This window comes from Sodalis sp. (in: enterobacteria) (genome assembly GCF_051710625.1).
In the GTDB taxonomy this organism is placed as follows: Bacteria; Pseudomonadota; Gammaproteobacteria; order Enterobacterales; family Enterobacteriaceae; genus JBPESN01.
This window is the reverse complement of the sequence record NZ_JBPESN010000042.1, coordinates 1-19,848: the sequence shown is the minus strand read 5'-3', so window position 1 is coordinate 19,848 and position 19,848 is coordinate 1. Positions and strand designations below refer to the sequence as shown.

The window sequence follows — 19,848 nt, the reverse complement described above, 5'->3', positions numbered from 1 at the left end:
CTTCAGATACCGCCCCCTTTTTAGCTTCGTGTAGGGCTATCAGACGTTCTTTTTCTTCTTTTGGAAGTTGGAGTAACAGGCTATCTAAGTCATCTTTACGTCCTGATAACGCCAATACACCCTTTGCTGCTTCTTGCAAAAGCAGGCTTATTAATGCCTCTAAATCTTTTTTATTCAGCGAATTATAAATCATATGCCAAGTAAATTCTAAAGGATCCTCCATTAGGCTTTCCTCGTTAATCGACTGAATATCGCTAGTTGAGGCCACTTCTTTTTGAAGTGCATGATGAACCAAATGTAAACCAGTCTAAGCTGACGTGTTCCTTTATATGCAATGCTCTGCACCACTGTAAAAGATGGTTCTGTACCTCTAGTTAAATAGTTGTGCAATGTTGAGAAGGATAACTCCCATTCAGTTGCAACAGCTCTGGCGCTTCTATTGTAGTGGTCAACTAAAACTGGCCACCGCGTTAGCGTTTTTCCAGTATCTATTTTCTGATTCGTTTGGTGGCAACCCACCGTTATATTCATGTAGTGGCACACTAAATATGCTATCGTCTCGCCAAGCGTGCAGCAAAGGAATGGGACGCCTGACCACGCCAATCCCGGGCCAGTTGTAGTAGGCTTCCTTTCTGTTATAGCACCGTCTATCGTTGGCTAGGCGGTGACTGCATAGATTACCCCGACTGATGGCGAAGTGAGCGACGCAGCGATATTGGCCTACGGCGCAGGCATCGCCCCGGCTTGCCAGTTAATTTAAGAATTGTAGCGCGCGGTGACAGCTGTGCGAAATCGGTGGCTCAAACGACGCCCCGCGGTCTTGTCTGTCGGTGTGCTGGCGGAGAAGAGGAAAATCTTAGCCGGTGTACAGCCTGCGGGGAGCATCGTTCCGCTCTGCGCCAATCAGGTGTTTTTTTCGCCGAGAATGGCCTTGAGTTCACTGCGCAAGGAAGACAACGTTTTATCGTATTTTTCCTTGCGTTCTGCATCTTCCAGCAAAGTGACAATGGTTTCCGACAGGGTGCTTCCCCGCCGCTGTGCCAGTGCCGCCAGCTGTTGCCAAAACAAATATTTCAAATCAATAGATTTTTCTCGCGTATGCTGATGCTCGGCATTGAAATGCCGCTTGCGACGCGCGCGAATAGTTTGCTTCATGCGGTTTTTCAGGCCGGGATACATTGATTCGCGGATCCATTTCAGGATCTTCTCCGGCTGGTGCTGATAACTGATAAGTTGCTGAACAGATTCCGCTTCCGCGCTGTTCTCTTCGTGACGGGAGATTCGCTTTCCTTCACGGTGTTTTTTAATCAGGTATTTCCACTTCCAACCGGTTTCCAGCTTTTCAAGCTGCTAGTATTTCATGGGAGCGCGCCTGTGACCGTGTAACCTGCAGCCGATGATAGCATTGTTGGTTGTTATTTCACTAATATTTGTCTGTACCGATCAATTGCGCGCCCGTCTCAGGATGTTGCGGCAATGATGCCTCTGGAAAGAAAAGAGGCCGAGACGAAGCAATGTCTTTTATTGTATAATCAACGTTTCCCTGAACAGCGACACTATTTATCATTTTGACCAACAAAAAATTAGAATGGAAATATTTACTGCCCGATCTGGCCGATTTCGCGGCGGTATTTGACCAACCCCTCTCGCCTTTGTCCGCCCCTTTGGCAACGCTACAGGCCCGTCTTATGGACGGATTGGCGCAATTTTGCCATTCACGCACGCCCAGTCACTTTATGCTGCTGACGGCACAGGAGGAGGAAGACTATTTTCAGCTGATTGCCGAGACGGTTAAACAGATCCTGCCTGCGCCAGCCCAGCCTGTCGGCAGCCGCTATGTCGTGACCGGCATGAGCGTTAGCGAAGAACAGCCGGAGGATAATTTTGCCGCCCGCGATGTCTGCGTGTGGCAGTCCTGGGTGGAATACGAGCAGCTGTTCGGCGCGCTGCGCTGCTATCGGGATGCCATCGATTTGCAGCCGGGCCTGGTACATCACGCCAACGGCGGCGTTCTCATCGTCGGGGCCCGCGCCCTCACCAGCCAGCCTCTGCTCTGGCTGCGGCTTAAGCAGATGATTTTGCGGCAACGCTTCGATTGGCTACCGGCAGACGATAGCCGTCTTTTGCCGGTTTCCGTCCCGTCGATGCCGCTCAACTTACGGTTAATCGTTCTCGGCGACCGCGAGGGGTTGGCCGACCTGAACGATCTGGAGCCTGAGCTGACCCGTCTGGCGCTCTATGCTGAATTCGAGTCCGAGCTGCGCATCACTGCGGCCGAGGAAATGGCGCAATGGTGCGGTTGGGTCAACATGCTGGCCCGGCGCCAGGGGCTACCGGCGCTAAACGCCGACGCGTGGCCGACCTTAATACGGCAATCAGTCCGCTATAGCGGCGATCAAAGCCAGCTACCGCTGTGTCCCCAGTGGCTTACCCGACGGCTGAAAGAGGCGGCGCTTTACGGCTCCCAGCAGGCGTTGACCGCCGCGGCGTTTTCCGACAGTGAGCGCACCCGCCTCTGGCGTGAAAGTTATCTCAGTGAGCGGATGCAGGACGAAATCGCCGAAGGTCAGATTATGGTGGAAACGGAGGGTCAGGTCGTAGGCCAGGTGAATGCGCTATCGGTGCTGGATTTCCCCGGTCATCCGCTGCTGTTCGGCGAACCCTCGCGCATTAGTTGCGTCGTGCATCTGGGCGATGGTGAAATTAACGACGTTGAGCGCAAAGCAGAACTGGGCGGCAATATTCATGCCAAAGGCATAATGATTATGCAGGCGTTTTTGATGTCGACGCTGGAGCTGGACCAACAGTTGCCCTTCTCCGCCTCGCTGGTTTTTGAGCAGTCCTACGGTGAGGTGGACGGGGACAGCGCTTCACTGGCGGAAGGGGTCGCGCTTATCAGCGCGCTGGCGGATAAACCCATTAATCAACAAATCGCCGTTACCGGCTCGGTAGATCAGTTCGGCCGCGTCCAGCCCATCGGCGGCGTGAACGAGAAAATAGAAGGCTTTTTCGCCCTGTGCCAGACGCGCGAGCTGACCGGCACCCAAGGGGTGATTCTTCCCACCGCCAATGTGCGCCACCTGTGCCTGCACGACGATGTCATCGCGGCGGTACGCGAGGGGCAATTTTCCCTGTGGGCGGTGGATACTATCGATGAAGCGTTGGAAATCCTGACCGCGTTGCCGTTTGACCACGACAAGCGTCCAAGTCTTCTCGCGTCGATACGCGAGCGTATCGCCAATGTTAATCTGCACGAACGGCAACGTTTGCCCTGGGGCTTTCGCTGGCTAAACTGGTTTAACCAGAGCTAAGGAAATTGTCAGCGGCCAGCATGTCGGGTAATGTGCAGGACTCAATAATTAAAGTTTAGAGAAATATGGTAGATAAACGCGAATCCTATACAAAAAAAGATCTGCTGGCGTCTAGCCGCGGCGAACTGTTCGGCAAAGAGGGCCCGCAGTTGCCGGCACCGAATATGCTGATGATGGACCGGGTGGTTAAAATGACCGAGGACGGCGGCAATTACAATAAAGGTTTCGTGGAAGCGGAACTGGATATTCACCCGGATATGTGGTTCTTCGGTTGCCATTTTATCGGCGATCCGGTAATGCCCGGCTGTTTAGGTCTGGATGCCATGTGGCAGTTAGTCGGTTTCTATTTGGGCTGGCTGGGCGGGGAGGGCAAAGGCCGCGCGCTGGGCGTAGGTGAAGTCAAATTCACCGGGCAAATCCTGCCGAGCGCGAAAAAGGTCACCTACCGAATCCATTTCCGCCGCGTAATTAATCGCAAACTGGTGATGGGTATGGCGGACGGGGAAGTGCTGTGCGACGGTACCGTCATTTATACTGCGAGTGACCTGAAAGTTGGCCTGTTCAAGGACACCACCGCCTTCTGATGCTCCCTGCCGGCATAGCGTTGACGTCTGTCGGCGCACGTGCTGTCAACGCCCGAAAAAAACCGCCGCGCCCGGCAGAGAGGTCGTTCTTGGATGACGGATCAAATTACCGATCGGTCTTCCATGGCTTTGCGCCAGCCTTCCAACCAGTGAGAGCGTGCGTCAAGTGATTGATATGGACAAAGTCCACGGGTACGCCCTGACAGACCCGTTTGATAGCCGCGTGAATGAGCACGTTCAAGACGATTTCGTTTTTGTCTTTTCATAGGTTTATCCCTCATCATCTTGGCTGGTTGAAAAAAAACGGTAACCCCGAATACCGAGGTTACCCTTAATCTTTAACGAGAAAAGCGCGTAAGATCAAACCGTGGCGTCATCTATCTGTCATCTCAATCGGGCAATATTGACAAATCTCTCGGCCCGAAAAATGACGAAGGGCGCCTTAACTCGCTGAATTGCTTCTTGTGTCGGCAACGCCGGCCGGGACTGACCGTCGCCGCCGGCGACATATGTAAATGTTTATAACAAACAATTATTTATTTATAGCTATAAATTCTTTCGCCACTTGCTGACCTACCGTGCCCCAACCCTGCGCCAGCGTACGCACCAGCGCGTCGTAGCCATCCTTCTCCTGCGGTAACGCCAGATCAAACGGCTGACGAATGACGCGCCCGTCATGGGTCAATAACTACACCCCCTGAACAATAGCGCGCCCGTCATAACGCCCGTGGAAACCGGTGAGGGTTACCGATAATTGATCGTTGCCTTCACCGCTGCCAATGGGCTGTATGGAAACCAGCCTGCCCAGTAGCGCGGCGCTTAAATTCGCCACCAGCGTTTGCTGTAACTGCTGTTCCAGCGGGCTGCCCCACAGGTTGCTGCGCGCTGTGGTGTACTGGACGTCGTTAGTTTGATACACCAGTCCGTTGCCAGCCAGGAAATCCGCGACCAACACCTGAGCGACCCAAAGCTTGGGACGTACACCAGGGCTGCCGGCGCGAAACGGGAGTGGCGGTCCCGCCCTGCACATCGGCTACACCGCCCGCGCCGGACGCCGTAGCGCCTGCTTCGATGGAAGCCAGCGTCGCCGCGGTGTTGCTCGCCTTGTACGGCAGTTGATAGTAGGTGTTACCGTCGCTGCTGGCGCAGGCGCTGAGCAATAGCACCGTCGCCAGCGCCAGAATTCTCCCTTTTTGCATCATTTTGCCCTCTTCGGCTGTGGATCTTTAACCTTTATCCGCTTCAAATACCAGCGCGTTGCTCTTGCTGTTCAGCGTCCGCAGCACCGACTGCAGCTTACGCAGTACCTGATCGAGGCGCTGCATGTACGCCACCATTTTGGTGTAAGCGGGCGCGCCGGGCTGGAACCCTTTCATGCTCCGGTTCAGCTCTCTCAGCGTTTGTTGCATGTCCTGAGGCAGTTGCTACATTGACGCGCTTTCGGTGATTTTATTCACGGCCTTCAAAGTGCGCTGTAGCTCCTGCAGCGTGCTGCGGCTTTGCGCCAGCGTGCTGATCGCCTGATTAAGCATCGGATCCAACGGTAACGCGTTAATTTTATCAAGCGTAGCGGTCAGTTTCTGTTGTATCTGCGCGAGACCGGCGCTGGTCGTCGGCATGACCGGGTAACCCTTGACGGTTGTGGGTCCCGGCCAGGCTTTGGCCTGCGGGTAAAAATCCAGATCGACATACAGCGCGCCGGTCAGCAAATTAGCGCTCTTGAGCGCCGCGCGGAACCCTTGCCCCTCTGCCGCGACCAGGCTCTTATTGATATCGAAGTTTTTGCCGACTTTGCTGATAAAGCGATCCGGCTCAATGCGAATCAGCACCGGGACGCGGTAGTTACCGTTCATTTCCTGATCGGCGCTGACGGTGGCGAACGGCACCTCCGCCACGGTCCCGAGCCGGATACCGCGGAACTCTACCGGCGCCCCCGGCTGCAGGCCGCGAATCAAATCATCGAAGAACAGCACATAATCCTGATGTTGGATATAGAGGGAATCGGCGATATCATTTTAATTATCGAACAGTTGGTAACGCTGCTGCTCTTTAGCGGCGTCCCCCACAGTTCCCAGCCGGTCGGTACATCAAAACTGACGCCGCCAGCAAACAAGGTAGTCAGCGAGCCCATTTCCACGCGCATGCCCGAGGCCGACAGATTCAGCGCCACGCCGCTGTCTTTCCAGAAGCGCACGTTATTCGTCACCAGACGGTCATAGGGCGCGTTGACAAACAGCTGATATTCATCATGCGCTTAAGCGGATCAAAGTGGCTGGTTTCCACCGTACCGACCCGAAAGCAGCGAAACAGCACCAGGTCGCCCGCGCTCAATTGGCCGGATCGATCGTGGTCCAGCTGGATACGGATGCCGCGCGCGTCGGGGGGGGGACGCCAGCGGCTGCGCGTCCAGCAATGTGAATTCCCGCGACGTCTCCGTGCTGAAACCGGGCTGTAACTGGATGTAGGCGCCGGATAACAAGGTCCCCAACCCCGACCCCCTTTCCTTGCCGATCTGCGGTTTCACCACTCAAAACGCCGAATCCTTGTTAAGCACCTTTTCCATGCCGTTGTAGATGCGCGCTTCGATTTCCACCTGACGTAGGTCCTTTGTCAACATCACGCTCTCGACGGTGCCGACATTGACGCTGTGGCTTTTGATGGCGGTTTTACCGGCCTCGATGCCGTCGGCGTTGCTGGTCGTCAGGGTAATCACTTTGCCCTGATGACTGAAGTGGTAGAACAGGATCCAGGCGCCGATAAGAACGGTGACAATGGGAATGATCCACACCGGCGACCGGCGCTTGATCTTCTCTACCCGGGCTTCCTGATAATTATTTTCCATCAACGGTCGACTTCTTTAACGTATTTTGCACAGCCCTGTCCCACAAAAGACGGGTATCAAATGTTTTGGCCGCTATCATGGTCAGGATAACCACGGCGGCAAACAGCAGTACGCCGATGCCGAGGCTGATGCTCATCAGGCTTCCCATGCGCACCAGGCCGGACAGGACGGCTATAACAAAGACATCAATCATCGACCAGCGGCCGACGAATTCCACCACCTCATACAAGAGATGCATCCGCTCGCTGGCGGCCGCCTTGCGCTCTCCGTTGCCGGCGGCGTCCCAGCACAGCCAGCCCAACGCGATCATTTTCAGGCTGGGCACCATGATACTGGCGATAAAAATCACCAGCGCAACCGGGATCGAGCCGTCCTCCCACAGCAGGATAACGCCGGCCATGATAGCGGAGTTGAGCCGGTTACCCAGTCGATCGGTAATCATAATCGGCAGCAGATTAGCCGGGATATACAGCATTAATGAGGTCAACAGCAGCGCCAGCGTCCACTGGAGGCTTATTGCCGCAGCGCGCGCCCTCGAGGGCGTGGCAGCGCGGGCAGGCAACGGTGTGTCGGCGGGCAGAAGAAGTGTGCAACAGCTACAGGCGCGTAGACACTGCGCCAAACCGCCTTGCCCGGGCTTGAAAACGTTTCACCGGCGAGGTATACGGCATAATGACGTTCCACCGCCACCGCGGGTCGACGCACTGTAGCGCTCGTAGCTGCAACAAACAAAAAAAACAGAAAGGAATAAAACTATTAACGATACCAATCTGACCGTAGGCCATCAATTTGACAAAGCTGACCAGCACCCCGACCAGGAAAATTTTCGCCATACCCCAACTGCGTAGGGCAAATAACAGCTTGTCCAGTAATGCTTTCAGGCGAAACGGCAGCGGCACGTCCATGCATAAGAAGATAATCATTATCATGCAAAGGGCGGGAATCGCCTGCATGCACAGCAAAAAACGCCGGCCAGACTGGAGAAATGATCGCTCACCATCACCAGCGGGATTTGCGGCAACGTTATTTGACGTTTCAGCCCTGAGACTTCCATATTGACGAAAGGAAACATATTGGCCAGCCCCTGCATCACCAGCGCGCTGATGGCGAAACCCATCGGCTGGCGTTTCGGGTTCGGCCAATAGCTCTGCAAGGTATTGCGGCAGCGCGGGCAGCTTCCCTTCTGGCCGGGCGCCAGCGGCGGCAGCGCCACTAATAAATCACAATGCGGACAAAGCACAGGGTGCTGCTGTCGTAGATGATCGCACACGCCTACCTCCTATTGTGCACTCCGCTTGCGCGAATAAACGGCGGCCGGCGCAAGCCGTCCACCATGCCCTAATCCGCTGCGCCGTTCTTTTGCGCTTGCAGCGTTTCCCAGCGGGTGAAGGCCTGTTCAAGCGCCTCCTCTGCCCGCGCGATCGCGGTCAGCACCGGCGGCGTCGTCTCATGAAGTTGGCTGAAAAAGTCTGGCGCCGCCATTTGCGCCTGCAGTAGGCCGATTTCCTGCTCAAGCGTCTCGATCTGCCCCGGTAATGTTTCTAGCTCCCGTTGCAGGTTATAACTGAGTTTCCCCCCGCCGCGTTTGGCAGAAGATGGGATGGCGCCGGTGGCGGGGTGCCGACGCCCTTTGCGCCGGAGCCGGTTGTGCCCTTAACGCGCGGCAATTGCTGCGCTGGTGCTGGGCGTCAAAATAGCCGCCGACATAACGCTCAATGCGCCCTTCCCCGGTAAAAATCCAACATTCAGTTACCGAATTATCGACGAACTGACGATCGTGGCTGACCAGCAATACGGTGCCCTGATAACTGTCGAGTAGCTCTTCCAGCAGTTACAGGGTTTCGAGATCATGATCGTTAGTGGGTTCGTCGAGGATCAGCAGGTTGCTGGGATTAAGAAACAGTCGCGCCAGCAATAACCGGTTACGCTCGCCGCCTGAAAGCGCTTTCACCCGCGTCATCGCCCGCTTTGGATGAAATAAAAAGTCCTGCAGGTAGCCCAATACGTGGCGCGAGCGACCGTTGACTATCACCTCCTGCATTACCCTCGGCCAGGTTTGTCCATCACGGTCCGTTCCGGATCCAGCACCGCGCGATACTGGTCGAAATAGGCGACTTCCAGCTTGGTGCCGCAATGCACGCGGCCGGTGCCGGCGCGAAGCTGACCCAGCATCAATTTTAGCAACGTGGTTTTACCGCAACCGTTGGGGCCAATAAGCGCAATTTTATCCACGCGCTGCGCCTGGGCGCTGAAGTGGCTAATCAGCGATTTCCCTTCAATGCCATAACTGACATCGTCCAGCTCAAAGACGATTTTGTCCGACCGCGCCGTTTCTTCCACCTGAATCTTCGCGCTGCCCATCACCTCGCACTGTTCGAAACGCTCTTGACGCAGTGCTTTAAGTGCGCGCACCCGCCCTTCATTGCGCGTGCGCCGGGCTCTAAATCCCCTGGCGGATCCACACCTCCTCCTGCGCCAGTTTGCGATCAAACTCGGCGGATTACAGGCTCTTGCACCCGGAGTTTTTCTTCTTTCCCTTCCAGGTATTTGTCATAATTGCCCGGTCAGGAAACCAGTTTACCGCGGTCCAGATCCACGATGCGGGTTGCCATCGCGCGGATAAACGATCGGTCATGGGAAATGAAGATAATGCTGCCGGGGAACGTCTTCAGGAATGCTTCCAGCCAGTCGATGGTTTTAATATCCAGATGGTTGGTCGGCTCATCCAGCAGCAACACCTGCGGCTTGCACACCAGCGCGCGACCCAGCGCCGCCAGCCGCCGGACAGCGACGCCAGCTGGCTGTCGGCGTCCAGACCAATCTGCGCTATAACCTCATGGATGCGTTTTTCTAAATGCCACAGGTTCTGATGGTCGAGAATTTCCATCAGCCGGTTCATTTCCGCCAAATTTTTTTCGCTCGGATCCTTTTCTACCTGTTAGGAAATGGCGTGGTAAGCTTTTAGTATCTGCGCCTGCGCCTCAACGCCTTCGGCGACGAAATCAAACACGCTGCCGGTGACATCACGCGGCGGATCCTGCTGCAAGCGGGCGACCACCACGTCCTGCTCGAAAATCAGCTAACCATCGTCAAGCAGCACCTCACGACTCAAAATTTTCATCAAGGTGGATTTGCCGTCGCCGTTGCGCCCAACCAGGCAGACGCGCTCGTTGCGCTCCATATGCAGCTCGGTGTTATCCAGCAGCGGCGCACCGCTGAACGACAGCCAGGCGCCGGAAAGACTAATTAATGACATGACTTAAAGGTCCTTGTCTGCATGACTTATCAGCCAGCAGAGATGAATTTGGCGGTTGCGGGCGAAGTCCGGTGAACGGGTGCGATCGGTTATCGACTGCGCCCGCAGGCCCAGCGCGGCCAGACCTGCCTCATCCAGTTGGAAACCGCGGCTGTTATTGGAGAACATGAGGGTGCCGCCGGGGCGCAACAGCCGTTTAAACTGGACCATCAGCGCCAAATGATCGCGTTGCACGTCAAAGGTGTCGGTCATGCGCTTAGAGTTGGAAAAGGTCGGCAGGGCGATAAAAATAACATCGAAGGTTTCCTGCGCCATCGCAATCCACGCCAGGCAATCCGCCTGTATCAGCCGATGCTGACGTCCCACCAACCCATTGCTGCGCAGATTTTTCTCCGCCCACTCAAGATAAGTGCGCGACATATCGACCGACGTGGTGCTGCGCGCGCCGCCAATACCGGCATGAACACTGGCGCTACCGGTATAGGCAAACAGGTTGAGGAAATCTTTGCCGCGGCTCATCTCTCCTGACATTCTGCGCGCGATACGGTGATCGAGAAACAGTCCTGTATCCAGGTAGTCGGTCAAGTTGACCCATAATTTGGCGCCATACTCCTCTACCAGCAGGAATTCGCCCTTCTGCGCCAGTTTTTCATATTGGCTTTTACCTTTCTGCCGCGCGCGCGCTTTCACCACCAGCCGGCTGGCCGGTATGCCCAGCACCACCAGGGTAGCGTTAATCACATCATATAACCGCTGCCGCGCGCGCTCAGGGTCAACGCTTTTTGGCGCGACATACTCCTGAATCACCACCCAGCTGCTGTAGCGATCGATAGCAACACTGTATTCCGGCAGATCGGCGTCATACAGACGGTAGCAATCGAGCTTCTCCCGCTCGACCCATTTTTGCAGCGATCGTACATTTTTGCGCAGGCGGTTGGCGAAATCGGCGGCAATTTGCCCTTCCGCCGAACCGGGAGCGGGGGCGGTTTCCGCCAGCAAATAATTTTTCTGCTCGCAGTCTAGCGGACCGTTTTTAGCTTTGAAACTGTGTTCGGCACGCAGCATCAAGGCGCCTAGCAGCGCCGGCGAAGCGCTGAACAACGACAGCCGCCAGCCGCCAAACTGACTCTTCATTACCCGACCGAGCTGGTTATGCAGGGCGATAAGCGCCGGTTCACTCTCCAGCCGTTCACCGTAGGGGGGATTGCTCACCACGGTCCCGCGAGGCCCCGCCGGCAGCGGATTAACCAATTGGGCCACCTCCCCGGTCTGGAAGGTTATCAACGCCGCTACGCCGGCGCGGCGGGCGTTATGGCGCGCCTTTTCCAGCACGCGGCCATCGACATCGAAGCCGTAAAAACGCGAGGACGTTTGCGCCAGGCCCGTTTGGGCCCGCGCGCGCGCTTCGTCCAACGACGCTTGCCATTGCGCCTCATCATGCCCGGACCAGGCAGAGAATCCCCAACACGGCCGCGTCAGGCCGGGGACGCAATCGGCTGCAATCATCGCCGCTTCAATCAGCAGCGTGCCGGAGCCGCACATCGGGTCCAGCAACGGCCTGCCGGGCTGCCAGCCGGAGCGCAACACAATGGCGGCAGCCAGGTTCTCCTTTAGCGGCGCCTGGCCGGCGGCATCGCGATAACCGCGCTGGTGCAGGCTGCTGCCGCTCAGGTCGAGGGACAACATCACCTGGTCACGGTGCAGATAAGCCTGAATCCGGATATCCGGCTGCTGACGGTCAATATCGGGACGGCGGGCGTTGTGGCGGGTAAAGCTATCAACGATGGCGTCCTTGACCTTCAGCGCACCATACTGGCTGTTGCGTATTGCCGCGTTAGTGCCGCTGAAATGCACGGCGAAACGTTTATCGACCGTGAACAGTGACGGCCAATCCACCGCCTGCACGCCACGATACAAATCGCCATCGCTGCCGACGCTGAACGCGTTTAACGGCAGGACAATGCGCGACGCCAGACGACTCCACAGCAGCGCGCGGTAAAGCAACCGGTTATCCGCCTGAAAGTGCACGCCGCCTAACGCGACTTTGCACGACGCGGCCCCCAGGGTTTCCAGCTCGCTTCTTAACAGTTCTTCCAAACCTTGTGCCGTGGTGGCAAACAGTAAATTCATCTGGTCACTTATTATTAATTAAAAAGAAAATCGATACGCATTATAGCCAATCCAGCCTCATTGTCATAAAGTTGACCGTCATCACAAACGGCAAGGAGGCAGAATGAGTATCTTATCGCGTTTGTATGTGCATCCGGTGAAATTAATGCGCGGCTGGCTGATGTCGCATGCCCTGGGGCCGGCGCCGAAGGGTTGGCGTTTAATCGCGTGTTTATGCTCACCTACGCCGACGGCACGTTCATCACCGCCCGTCAGTATCCGCGGATGCTCTTATTCACCCCGGTGGTGCTGCCGGGCGGGCTGCACCTTACCGTTCCCAACGGACAAAGCCGCCACGTGCGCTTTGCCGACTTTTCCCCAACAGCCCAGCCGGTGGAAGTCTGGGGGAATCATTTTACCGCTTAGCCAGCGCCAGAGACCATTAATACCTGGCTTTCAGGCTATCTTGATCAGGCGGTTACCCTCTGGTGGACAGGCGAGCACAGCCACCGCAGGGTAAAACGCTTCTCCACCGTCCCGCTCTCGTTCGCCGACGGGTATCCCTATTTACTGATAAGCGAAGCGTCTTTTTTGGATTTACAGCGCCGCTGCCCCGCCGGGGTTACTCTGACCCAGTTTCGGCCCAATCTGGTGGTGACCGGGACCGAGGCGTATGCGGAGGATAGTTGGCATCATTTGCGTATCGGCGAGGTCGAGTTTGAAGTCGTGAACTTCTGCAGCCACTGCGTCCTGACCACGGTCAATGTTGAGCAAGGCAACAAGCATCCACAGGGTGAGCCGCTGCGCACCTTACAAGGCTATTGCAGCGCCGATGATGGCAATGTCAATTTCGGCCAGAATGTCATCGCCCGCACGACGGGGATAGTGCGGGTGGGCGATAACGTTGAAATCCTCAGCACCCGCAAACCACGTCGCTATCAGGCCGGCAGCCCGTCTGTCGCCCCCACACCGCCGCAGGCCGCCGACGCACCGGTGACCATTGAGTATCAAGGCCAGCGTTTTACCGACAACCAACGGGATATTTTGCCGGAGCCGCTGGAGCTGCAGGGAATACGTATCCCCTACTCCTGCCGTGCCGGGATTTGCGGCACCTGCAAAGTGAAATTACTGTAGGGTGACGTGGCGCCGTTAACCGGCAGCGCAGCGGCCAAGGCGCCGTGGATATTGTCCTGTAGCTGCATTCCGCGCGGCGACGTGCAGCTGGAATAACCGGCAGGGCGGTCACAGACCGCTCAGGCTTGCGCCGGCCTGAACCGGCCTAGACCGCGGTCGCGTAGTGCAAATTGTCCTGACGCGACGGCGGCTGCAGCCGGTCATGCATAATCTTTATTGCGTCATCAAGGGCCATCCGGCGCCCGGCCAGCGTCAGACCGGGCTGGGCCAGCACGCACAGGCTGGCGTTGCCGCCCGCCTCCGCCACCAGCAAACGCGTCCGCTCGCCGCCGTCGCTGACGCACACCTGCACGCTGTCGCCCCCCCAGCGGTTGCCGTGTCTTTGTGGTACTGCGTTTGGAAGTGCCAGCTCTTGGGCATTTGCGGTCGCCACCAGCGCATTGAGCACCAATTCAGCGCACAGGGCGTCGTTGAGCGGCAATGCACGGCTTTTATTCTCGAATTGATAATAAAGTGCGGCGTCGTCAACGCAAAAACGCGTGCGCGCAAACGTATCAGGAGTCAACATTTTCGCGCAAAAGCGCGAGCGAAATACTAAATCCTCCGACAGGTCAAGCATCATACGGTCATGTTCAGCATCGAAAAACTAATGCCAGTTATCGCCAGGGATGATCTTCATCCATTTACCTTTTATCACGTCGCCAATTTAAGGCCTGGTCGCTATCCGGCAAGCATCACCTGCGGGGCCGGAAATTTAATTGTTCTTAAATCAGCAGTAACCGAATAAAAAATAAACGAGAATGGAGAAACAATATAGCTCTAGCCCGCATTATTTTGTCAAAAATGGCTAAATATCGCTGACAATATCCTTTATCAAGCGCGGCCCACGGAAAATAAAGCCCGAATAGATCTGAATAAGCGAAGCGCCAGCCGCCATTTTTTCTTTGGCCACGATGAGCTAATCTATACCGCCGATCCCGATAATCGGTAATTTACCTTGTAACTCAGCGGACAATTGTCGGATAACCTCGGTGCTGCGCAATTGCAGGGGTCGCCCGCTCAACCCGCCGGTCTAGCCACAATGATTCATGCCCTGGACCAGCTCGCGGCCGGTGGTAGTATTGGTAGCGATAACGCCGTCGATATTATGACGCACCAGACTATTGGCGACCTGGATCAATTCCGTTTCGGTCATGTCGGAAGCTATTTTTACCGCCACCGGCACATATTTATGATGGTAGGCTTGCAGCGCCGCCTGCTTATTTTTTATCGCCAGCAACAGATCATCCAGCGCTTCATCAAATTGCAGGGTGCGCAGGCCGGTGGTATTGAGGGAAGAAATATTCACCGCGATATAACCGGCATAAGGATAGACTTTCTCCATGCAGGTGAGATAATCATCTTTGCCTTGCTCGACCGGCGTACCTTTATTTTTGCCGATATTGATGCCCAGCGCGCCGCCGAAATGGGATTTCTTAACGTTCTCCACCAAGTTGTCTACCTCGTGGTTATTTAAACCCATGCGATTTATCAGACCACCGGCTTTCACCAGACGAAACAGACCTGGCTTTTCATTACCGGGCGCTGCCCATGCAGTTGACGGTTTTTGTCGGTACCGATTGGCGCACCAGCCATTCCAGTGGAGTGCCGGTAACGCGTTTAAGCTGCTGAAAGGTTAATTCATGGACCCGTTCCGGGTCAAGCTAGAACAACGCTTGCTTGGTGAGCGGGTATAACATGAGGTCTCTTGATTCCCGGTTGCAACCGGGGCGGTATTATCATTCATCGGCGCAGGAAAGGGAATCGATGATGGACCAAAAAAAGGGCATCACCCAGGATGCCATTTAGACGCTGCCGAATGCGCGCGCTCACCGTCCCAAACGGTGGCGCCAGGACGCCAACGCTCGTCAGTTGCGAATAACGCCGCAGGGGAACGCCTCCCCGCGTTAGCGCCGCTAAAGCAATGCGGCGGCGGGCGCGCGTTGAGAGAGAATCGGCCGCGTCATCCGCCCGCTGCGGCTTACGCGTCGGCCAGCGCCTTGCTTATTTTCTCAAACAGATCCCCGGACAAGTTTTCCAGCGCCTTCAGACGCTCCAGCGCCGCGCGCATCAGCCGCTGACGCGGCAAGTCATAGCGTTTGAGCCGGATAAGCGGCTCAACCATACGCGAAGCCACCTGAGGGTTGCGCGTATTCAATTCGGTCAAGATCTCGACCAAAAAGGCGTAGCCGCTCCCGTCAGCAGCGTGGAATGCCGCCGGATTATTGGCGGCGAAGGCGCCGATAAGCGCCCGGACACGATTGGGGTTGTTGAGGCTGAAAGCGCGATGGGTGAACAGCGATTTCACCTGATCCAGCGCATCCGCCGCCGGACTGGTGGCCTGCAGACTAAACCATTTATCTATGACCAGACCATCATGGCGCCAACGCTCATCGAACTCGGCCAGCAGCGTCGCCTGACAGGGCAGCTGCGCCGCCACCGCCGCCGCCACCGCCGCTAGCGTATCGGTCATATTATCGGCCTGATGATATTGTTCGGTGGTCAAACGTACCGCACGATCGCGATCGCCAAACGCCAAATAGTACAGGCAGCAGTTTCGCAGCGCACGCCGGCCGATATCCCGGCGATCTACCCGGTATTCCTCGCTGGGACTGGCGCGGTAAACCACCAGCAACTCATCATTCAGTTCATTCGCCAGACAGCTGGTCAGCGCGTCGTGAACGCTGTGAATCGCCACCGGATCCACGCTATCAAACAATTCGGCCATTTCATTCTCGCTGGGCAGCGTAAGAATCTGTGCCGCCAGCGCCGGAGCCAGTTCAGGATCAAGCAAAATACCGCGGAAAGCGTCGGTGACATGCAGCGGCAGAGTCAGCGGCTGTCCCTTTTGATAGCGAGCCACGTTTAAACGGATGTAAATAGACAGCAGGCTTTGCGCCGCATCCCAGCGGGAGAAGTCGCTGGTGGCAAAGCGCATCAGCGTAATCAATTGCTGGTCGTTATAGGGATAATCCAGTTTCACCGGCGCAGAAAACTCGCGCAGCAGCGAGGGGATCGGCAGCGACGGCACCTGATCGAAAATAAAGGTCTGTACGCTTTCGGTCACATTCAGCACCGGATTCACCGGCGCGCCAGCATACTGAAGCGGAATAACCCGTCCCTGGCTATCGTACAATTCGATATTCAGCGGAATATGCAGCGCCTGTTTCTCCGGCTGGTCCGGCGTCGGCGGCGTCATCTGCGTGACGCGGAGGGTGTATTGCTCAAGCTCGGCGTTATAGTCATCGCGCACCGTTACCAGCGGCGTATTCGACTGGCTGTACCAACGGCGGAACAGCGCCAAGTCGATCCCGGACGCCTCCTCCATCGCCACGACGAAATCCTCGCAGCTGGCGGCGCTGCCGTCGTGACGGGAAACGTAGCGACGCATACCGGCCTGAAACTTATCTTCCCCCAGCAGGGTATGCAGCATACGAATGACTTCCGCGCCCTTCTCGTACACTGTTAAGGTGTAAAAGTTGTTCATTTCGATGACTTTATCGGGGCGGATTGGATGCGCCATCGGGCTGGCGTCTTCGGCAAACTGCGCGCTGCGCATGACGCGCACATTATTGATTCGATTCACGGCGCGTGAACCAACATCCGAGCTGAACTCCTGATCACGAAAGACCGTCAGCCCCTCTTTCAGACTGAGCTGAAACCAATCGCGGCAGGTAATACGGTTGCCGGTCCAGTTATGGAAATATTCGTGGCCGATGACCCGTTCGATGTTGAGATAATCAACATCGGTCGCCGTTTGCGCCCCGGCCAGCACATATTTGGCATTGAAAACGTTGAGTCCCTTATTCTCCATGGCGCCCATATTGAAGAAATCGACCGCCACTACCATATAGATATCCAGGTCGTACTCAAGACCAAAACGGGTTTCGTCCCAGCGCATGGCGCGCTTGAGGGAGTCCATCGCCCAGTCGGCGCGATCCAGATTGCCGCGATCGACAAACAGCTCTAATGCCACCTCCCTGCCGGAGCAGGTGGTGAAGCTGTCGCGCAGCACGTCAAAATCGCCGGCCACCAGCGCAAAAAGATAACATGGTTTCGGAAAGGGATCTTCCCAGACGACCCAATGACGGCCGTCGTTGTTATCGCCGTAATCACTACGGTTGCCGTTGGAGAGCAGGAAAGGATAGCGTTGCTTATCCGCCAGAATACGCGTAGTGAAACGCGCCAGCACGTCCGGGCGATCCAGATAAAAAGTAATATGGCGGAACCCTTCCGCCTCGCATTGGGTGCAAAGCACCTCGCCGGAAAGATAGAGCCCCTCAAGCGCGGTATTATTGGCAGGATGAATCAGTGTCTTGATGGTCAAGGTAAAGGTGGCGGGCAACTGCTCAATGATCAAGCCGGGCGCATCCAGACGATAATGCGCCCATTCCTGACCGTCCACCCGCAGGCTCAGCAGGCGTAAATCTTCGCCGTTAAGCAGCAAAGGCGCGCCGGCCTGGCCCTGACGCACGACGGTGCTGGTTGCCGTGACGGTGGTATTCTCGGCTTCGAGATCAAAATCCAGGTGAATATCGGTAATGGTATAGTCCGGCGCACGATAATCATCGCGGTATTTGGCTTGCGGCTGTTGCGTCATAGTTAACCTTTTGGTATCAGTGTCGATTTCTGCCGTTAAGTCTATTCCTGTTAGCGCCAGGTTACCATTGTAAAGCCCGGCAAGCGCGCTAAAATGTAACGTTCGCTGAAAATTAGCGCGAGCTGGCGGAAAAACCGGGCATTTTGCCGGGCGAATAACCCGCGAAACGGCACGTTTGGTCCTCGACGTTATCACGTCAACTATACTCTGATGTGACTACACTTATAGGATAACCGCGGCTTTTCATGGCCGTTACCCCTTTATCCGACTGAGAACACCTGTCGTAAGAGGATGCTTGAACGCACCATGAATGTTGCCACCGATCCGGTTTTAACGTCGATACTCGATACTGATGCCTACAAATTCCATATGCAGCAGGCCGTGTTCTACCGTTACCACGACGTCATGGTGAGCGCGGAATTTCGCTGCCGGGGAGACGAGTTGCTTGGCGAATACGCCGCCGACATCAGTGCGCAGGTCGACATGATGCGTGGCTTGCAATTGAATGACGATGAATTTACCTACCTGAGCGGTCTACTGTTTTTCCAAAGTGATTACCTTAATTGGCTGTGCCAGTTTCGCTTTGAACCGAGTCAGGTCCGGATACGCAATCATCACGGCAAACTTGATATTCGTATTACCCGTCCCTGGCGCGACGTTATTTTGTGGGAAGTGCCGCTGCTTGCGGTCATCAGCGAAGTCGTGCACCACCGCCGTTCGCCACAGGTAACGACGGCAGACGCGATAGCGCGACTACGGCAAAAGCTGCTCCATTTTTACCGCATCAGCGAAGATCTGGACACCTCCCGTTTCCGGCTGATGGATTTCGGTACCCGGCGGCGTTTCTCGCGTCAGGTGCAGTTTAAAGTTGTCGCCGAACTGCAGCGGGAATTTCCTTATCTTATCGGTACCAGCAATTACCAGTTGGCGCGGGAACGGGGCTTGCCGCCGGTCGGCACCATGGCGCACGAATGGTTTCAGGCCCATCAGCAGATCAGTCCGGTTCTGGCGAATAGCCAGCGTGCCGCGCTGCAGGGCTGGCTGGACGAATACCCCGACAGGTTAGGGATCGCGCTTACCGATTGTATTACCATGGATGCGTTTTTGCGCGATTCCGGACCGTCGTTCGCCCGTGCCTGCCAGGGCCTGCGCCACCATTCGGGCGATCCGGTGGAATGGGGCGAGAAGGCGATTGCGCATTATCAGCAGTTAGGTATTGATCCGCTCACCAAAACGCTGGTGTTTCCCGACAGCCTTGATTTTGATAAGGCCGTCATGCTTTATCGCCATTTCTGGCAGCGCATCAACCTGGTGTTTGGCATCGGCACGCGGCTGACGTGCGATATCCCCGGCATTAAGCCGCTTAACATCGTTATCAAATTGGTGGAATGCAACAGTAAACCGGTGGCGAAGCTGTCGGACAGCCCCGGCAAAACCATGTGTCATGATAAAGCCTTTGTCCGCGCTTTACGTAAAGCGTTTGATGTACCACTGGTGGTAAAGAAGGCCAGTTGTGTAGCGATGTAAAATATTCTGGACTAATTTGCAGACAATTCTGGACTCCCTTAAACCATAAAAAATGGCTATTTTGGACAGTCCAGAATTGTGTAGTGGTCAACTAAAACTGGCCACCGCGTTAGCGTTTTTCCAGTATCTACTTTCTGATTTGTTTGGTGCCAACCCATTGTTATATTCATGCGGCCTGAGTGCGCTGTAATATCCCACGATATAGTCGGTAATTTCATGAGCTGCTTCGCTGAAGCTTATGTAGCCCGTTACCGGTATCCACTCGTTTTTCAGACTTCTGAAGAGGCGCTCCATCGGACTGTTATCCGAGCAGTTACCACGCCGACTCATGCTTTGTTTGATCCGGTAACGCCACAGCAACTGTCGGAACTGCCTGCTCGTATAGTGGCTACCCTGATCGCTGTGGAACATCACTCCGGCAGGTTTACCACGCGTTCCCCATACCA

The 19,848-nt window shown here is 55.8% G+C and carries 10 protein-coding genes and 8 pseudogenes; 5 read left to right on the top strand and 13 right to left on the bottom strand.

All coding sequences use genetic code 11. The features are described 5' to 3' along the window. The 3 genes and pseudogenes from ACTBDU_RS10990 to matP all read right to left on the bottom strand — a co-directional run. A pseudogene (locus ACTBDU_RS10990) lies at positions 1-223 on the bottom strand (hypothetical protein); the annotation flags it as partial. 225 nt (positions 224-448) lie between these two features. Next, positions 449-598: a hypothetical protein gene (locus ACTBDU_RS10985; protein WP_438806491.1), complete on the bottom strand. Its 150-nt coding sequence runs from the start codon at positions 596-598 to the stop codon at positions 449-451. Between the two features lie 305 nt (positions 599-903). After that, positions 904-1,338 (bottom strand): macrodomain Ter protein MatP, encoded by a 435-nt coding sequence (gene matP / locus ACTBDU_RS10980; protein WP_438806490.1) that lies wholly within the window; start codon positions 1,336-1,338, stop codon positions 904-906. 230 nt (positions 1,339-1,568) lie between these two features. Here matP and ACTBDU_RS10975 point away from each other — a divergent pair, with 230 nt between their 5' ends. Both ACTBDU_RS10975 and fabA read left to right on the top strand, forming a co-directional pair. Beyond that, entirely contained in the window at positions 1,569-3,311 is a 1,743-nt protein-coding gene (locus ACTBDU_RS10975; protein ID WP_438806489.1) for a S16 family serine protease, read from the top strand. 65 nt (positions 3,312-3,376) lie between these two features. Next, a complete protein-coding gene (gene fabA / locus ACTBDU_RS10970) occupies positions 3,377-3,895 on the top strand; it encodes a bifunctional 3-hydroxydecanoyl-ACP dehydratase/trans-2-decenoyl-ACP isomerase (protein ID WP_438806488.1) in 519 nt (172 codons plus the stop codon). Between the two features lie 101 nt (positions 3,896-3,996). Here fabA and rmf read toward each other — a convergent pair whose 3' ends face one another. The 6 genes and pseudogenes from rmf to rlmKL form a co-directional block, all read right to left on the bottom strand. After that, the gene (gene rmf / locus ACTBDU_RS10965; protein WP_438806487.1) at positions 3,997-4,161 is read right to left on the bottom strand and encodes a ribosome modulation factor; all 165 of its coding nucleotides are present in this window, start codon (positions 4,159-4,161) and stop codon (positions 3,997-3,999) included. A 266-nt stretch (positions 4,162-4,427) separates the two neighbouring features. Further along, positions 4,428-5,094: pseudogene (pqiC, locus tag ACTBDU_RS10960) on the bottom strand (membrane integrity-associated transporter subunit PqiC). Continuing rightward, positions 5,094-6,740, bottom strand: a pseudogene (gene pqiB / locus ACTBDU_RS10955) (intermembrane transport protein PqiB). The pseudogenes pqiC and pqiB overlap by 1 nt, the downstream one beginning before the upstream one ends. Further along, a pseudogene (gene pqiA, locus ACTBDU_RS10950) lies at positions 6,727-8,007 on the bottom strand (membrane integrity-associated transporter subunit PqiA). Before pqiA ends, pqiB begins: the two co-directional pseudogenes overlap by 14 nt. A 68-nt stretch (positions 8,008-8,075) precedes the next feature. Further along, positions 8,076-9,993 (bottom strand): annotated as a pseudogene (locus ACTBDU_RS10945) (ABC transporter ATP-binding protein). A 3-nt stretch (positions 9,994-9,996) separates the two neighbouring features. Continuing rightward, complete coding sequence (gene rlmKL, locus ACTBDU_RS10940; RefSeq protein WP_438806486.1) at positions 9,997-12,123, bottom strand: bifunctional 23S rRNA (guanine(2069)-N(7))-methyltransferase RlmK/23S rRNA (guanine(2445)-N(2))-methyltransferase RlmL; 2,127 nt, start codon at positions 12,121-12,123, stop codon at positions 9,997-9,999. A 103-nt stretch (positions 12,124-12,226) separates the two neighbouring features. On the opposite strand from rlmKL, the pseudogene ACTBDU_RS10935 reads away from it, so the two are divergent. Further along, positions 12,227-13,332, top strand: a pseudogene (locus ACTBDU_RS10935) (YcbX family protein). 49 nt (positions 13,333-13,381) lie between these two features. Here the strand turns inward: ACTBDU_RS10935 and ACTBDU_RS10930 are convergent. Next, a pseudogene (locus ACTBDU_RS10930) lies at positions 13,382-13,858 on the bottom strand (cell division protein ZapC domain-containing protein). Positions 13,859-13,864: 6 nt separating this feature from the next. Here ACTBDU_RS10930 and ACTBDU_RS10925 point away from each other — a divergent pair. Next, positions 13,865-14,023, top strand: coding sequence for a hypothetical protein (locus ACTBDU_RS10925; RefSeq protein WP_438806485.1), 159 nt, complete (start codon positions 13,865-13,867; stop codon positions 14,021-14,023). Between the two features lie 60 nt (positions 14,024-14,083). Here the strand turns inward: ACTBDU_RS10925 and pyrD are convergent. Together pyrD and pepN are read right to left on the bottom strand one after the other, a co-directional pair. Continuing rightward, positions 14,084-14,975: pseudogene (gene pyrD, locus ACTBDU_RS10920) on the bottom strand (dihydroorotate dehydrogenase (quinone)). Between the two features lie 281 nt (positions 14,976-15,256). Beyond that, on the bottom strand, positions 15,257-17,875 hold the full coding sequence (gene pepN / locus ACTBDU_RS10915; protein ID WP_438806484.1) for an aminopeptidase N: 2,619 nt from the start codon (positions 17,873-17,875) through the stop codon (positions 15,257-15,259). Positions 17,876-18,166: 291 nt separating this feature from the next. On the opposite strand from pepN, the gene pncB reads away from it, so the two are divergent. Continuing rightward, positions 18,167-19,402 carry a nicotinate phosphoribosyltransferase gene (pncB, locus tag ACTBDU_RS10910; RefSeq protein ID WP_438806483.1) on the top strand — a complete coding sequence of 412 codons (1,236 nt, stop codon included), beginning with the start codon at positions 18,167-18,169 and terminating at the stop codon, positions 19,400-19,402. Positions 19,403-19,489: 87 nt separating this feature from the next. Here pncB and ACTBDU_RS10905 read toward each other — a convergent pair. After that, positions 19,490-19,848: DDE-type integrase/transposase/recombinase (locus ACTBDU_RS10905; RefSeq protein WP_438806482.1), on the bottom strand; the 359-nt coding region annotated here is incomplete at its 5' end.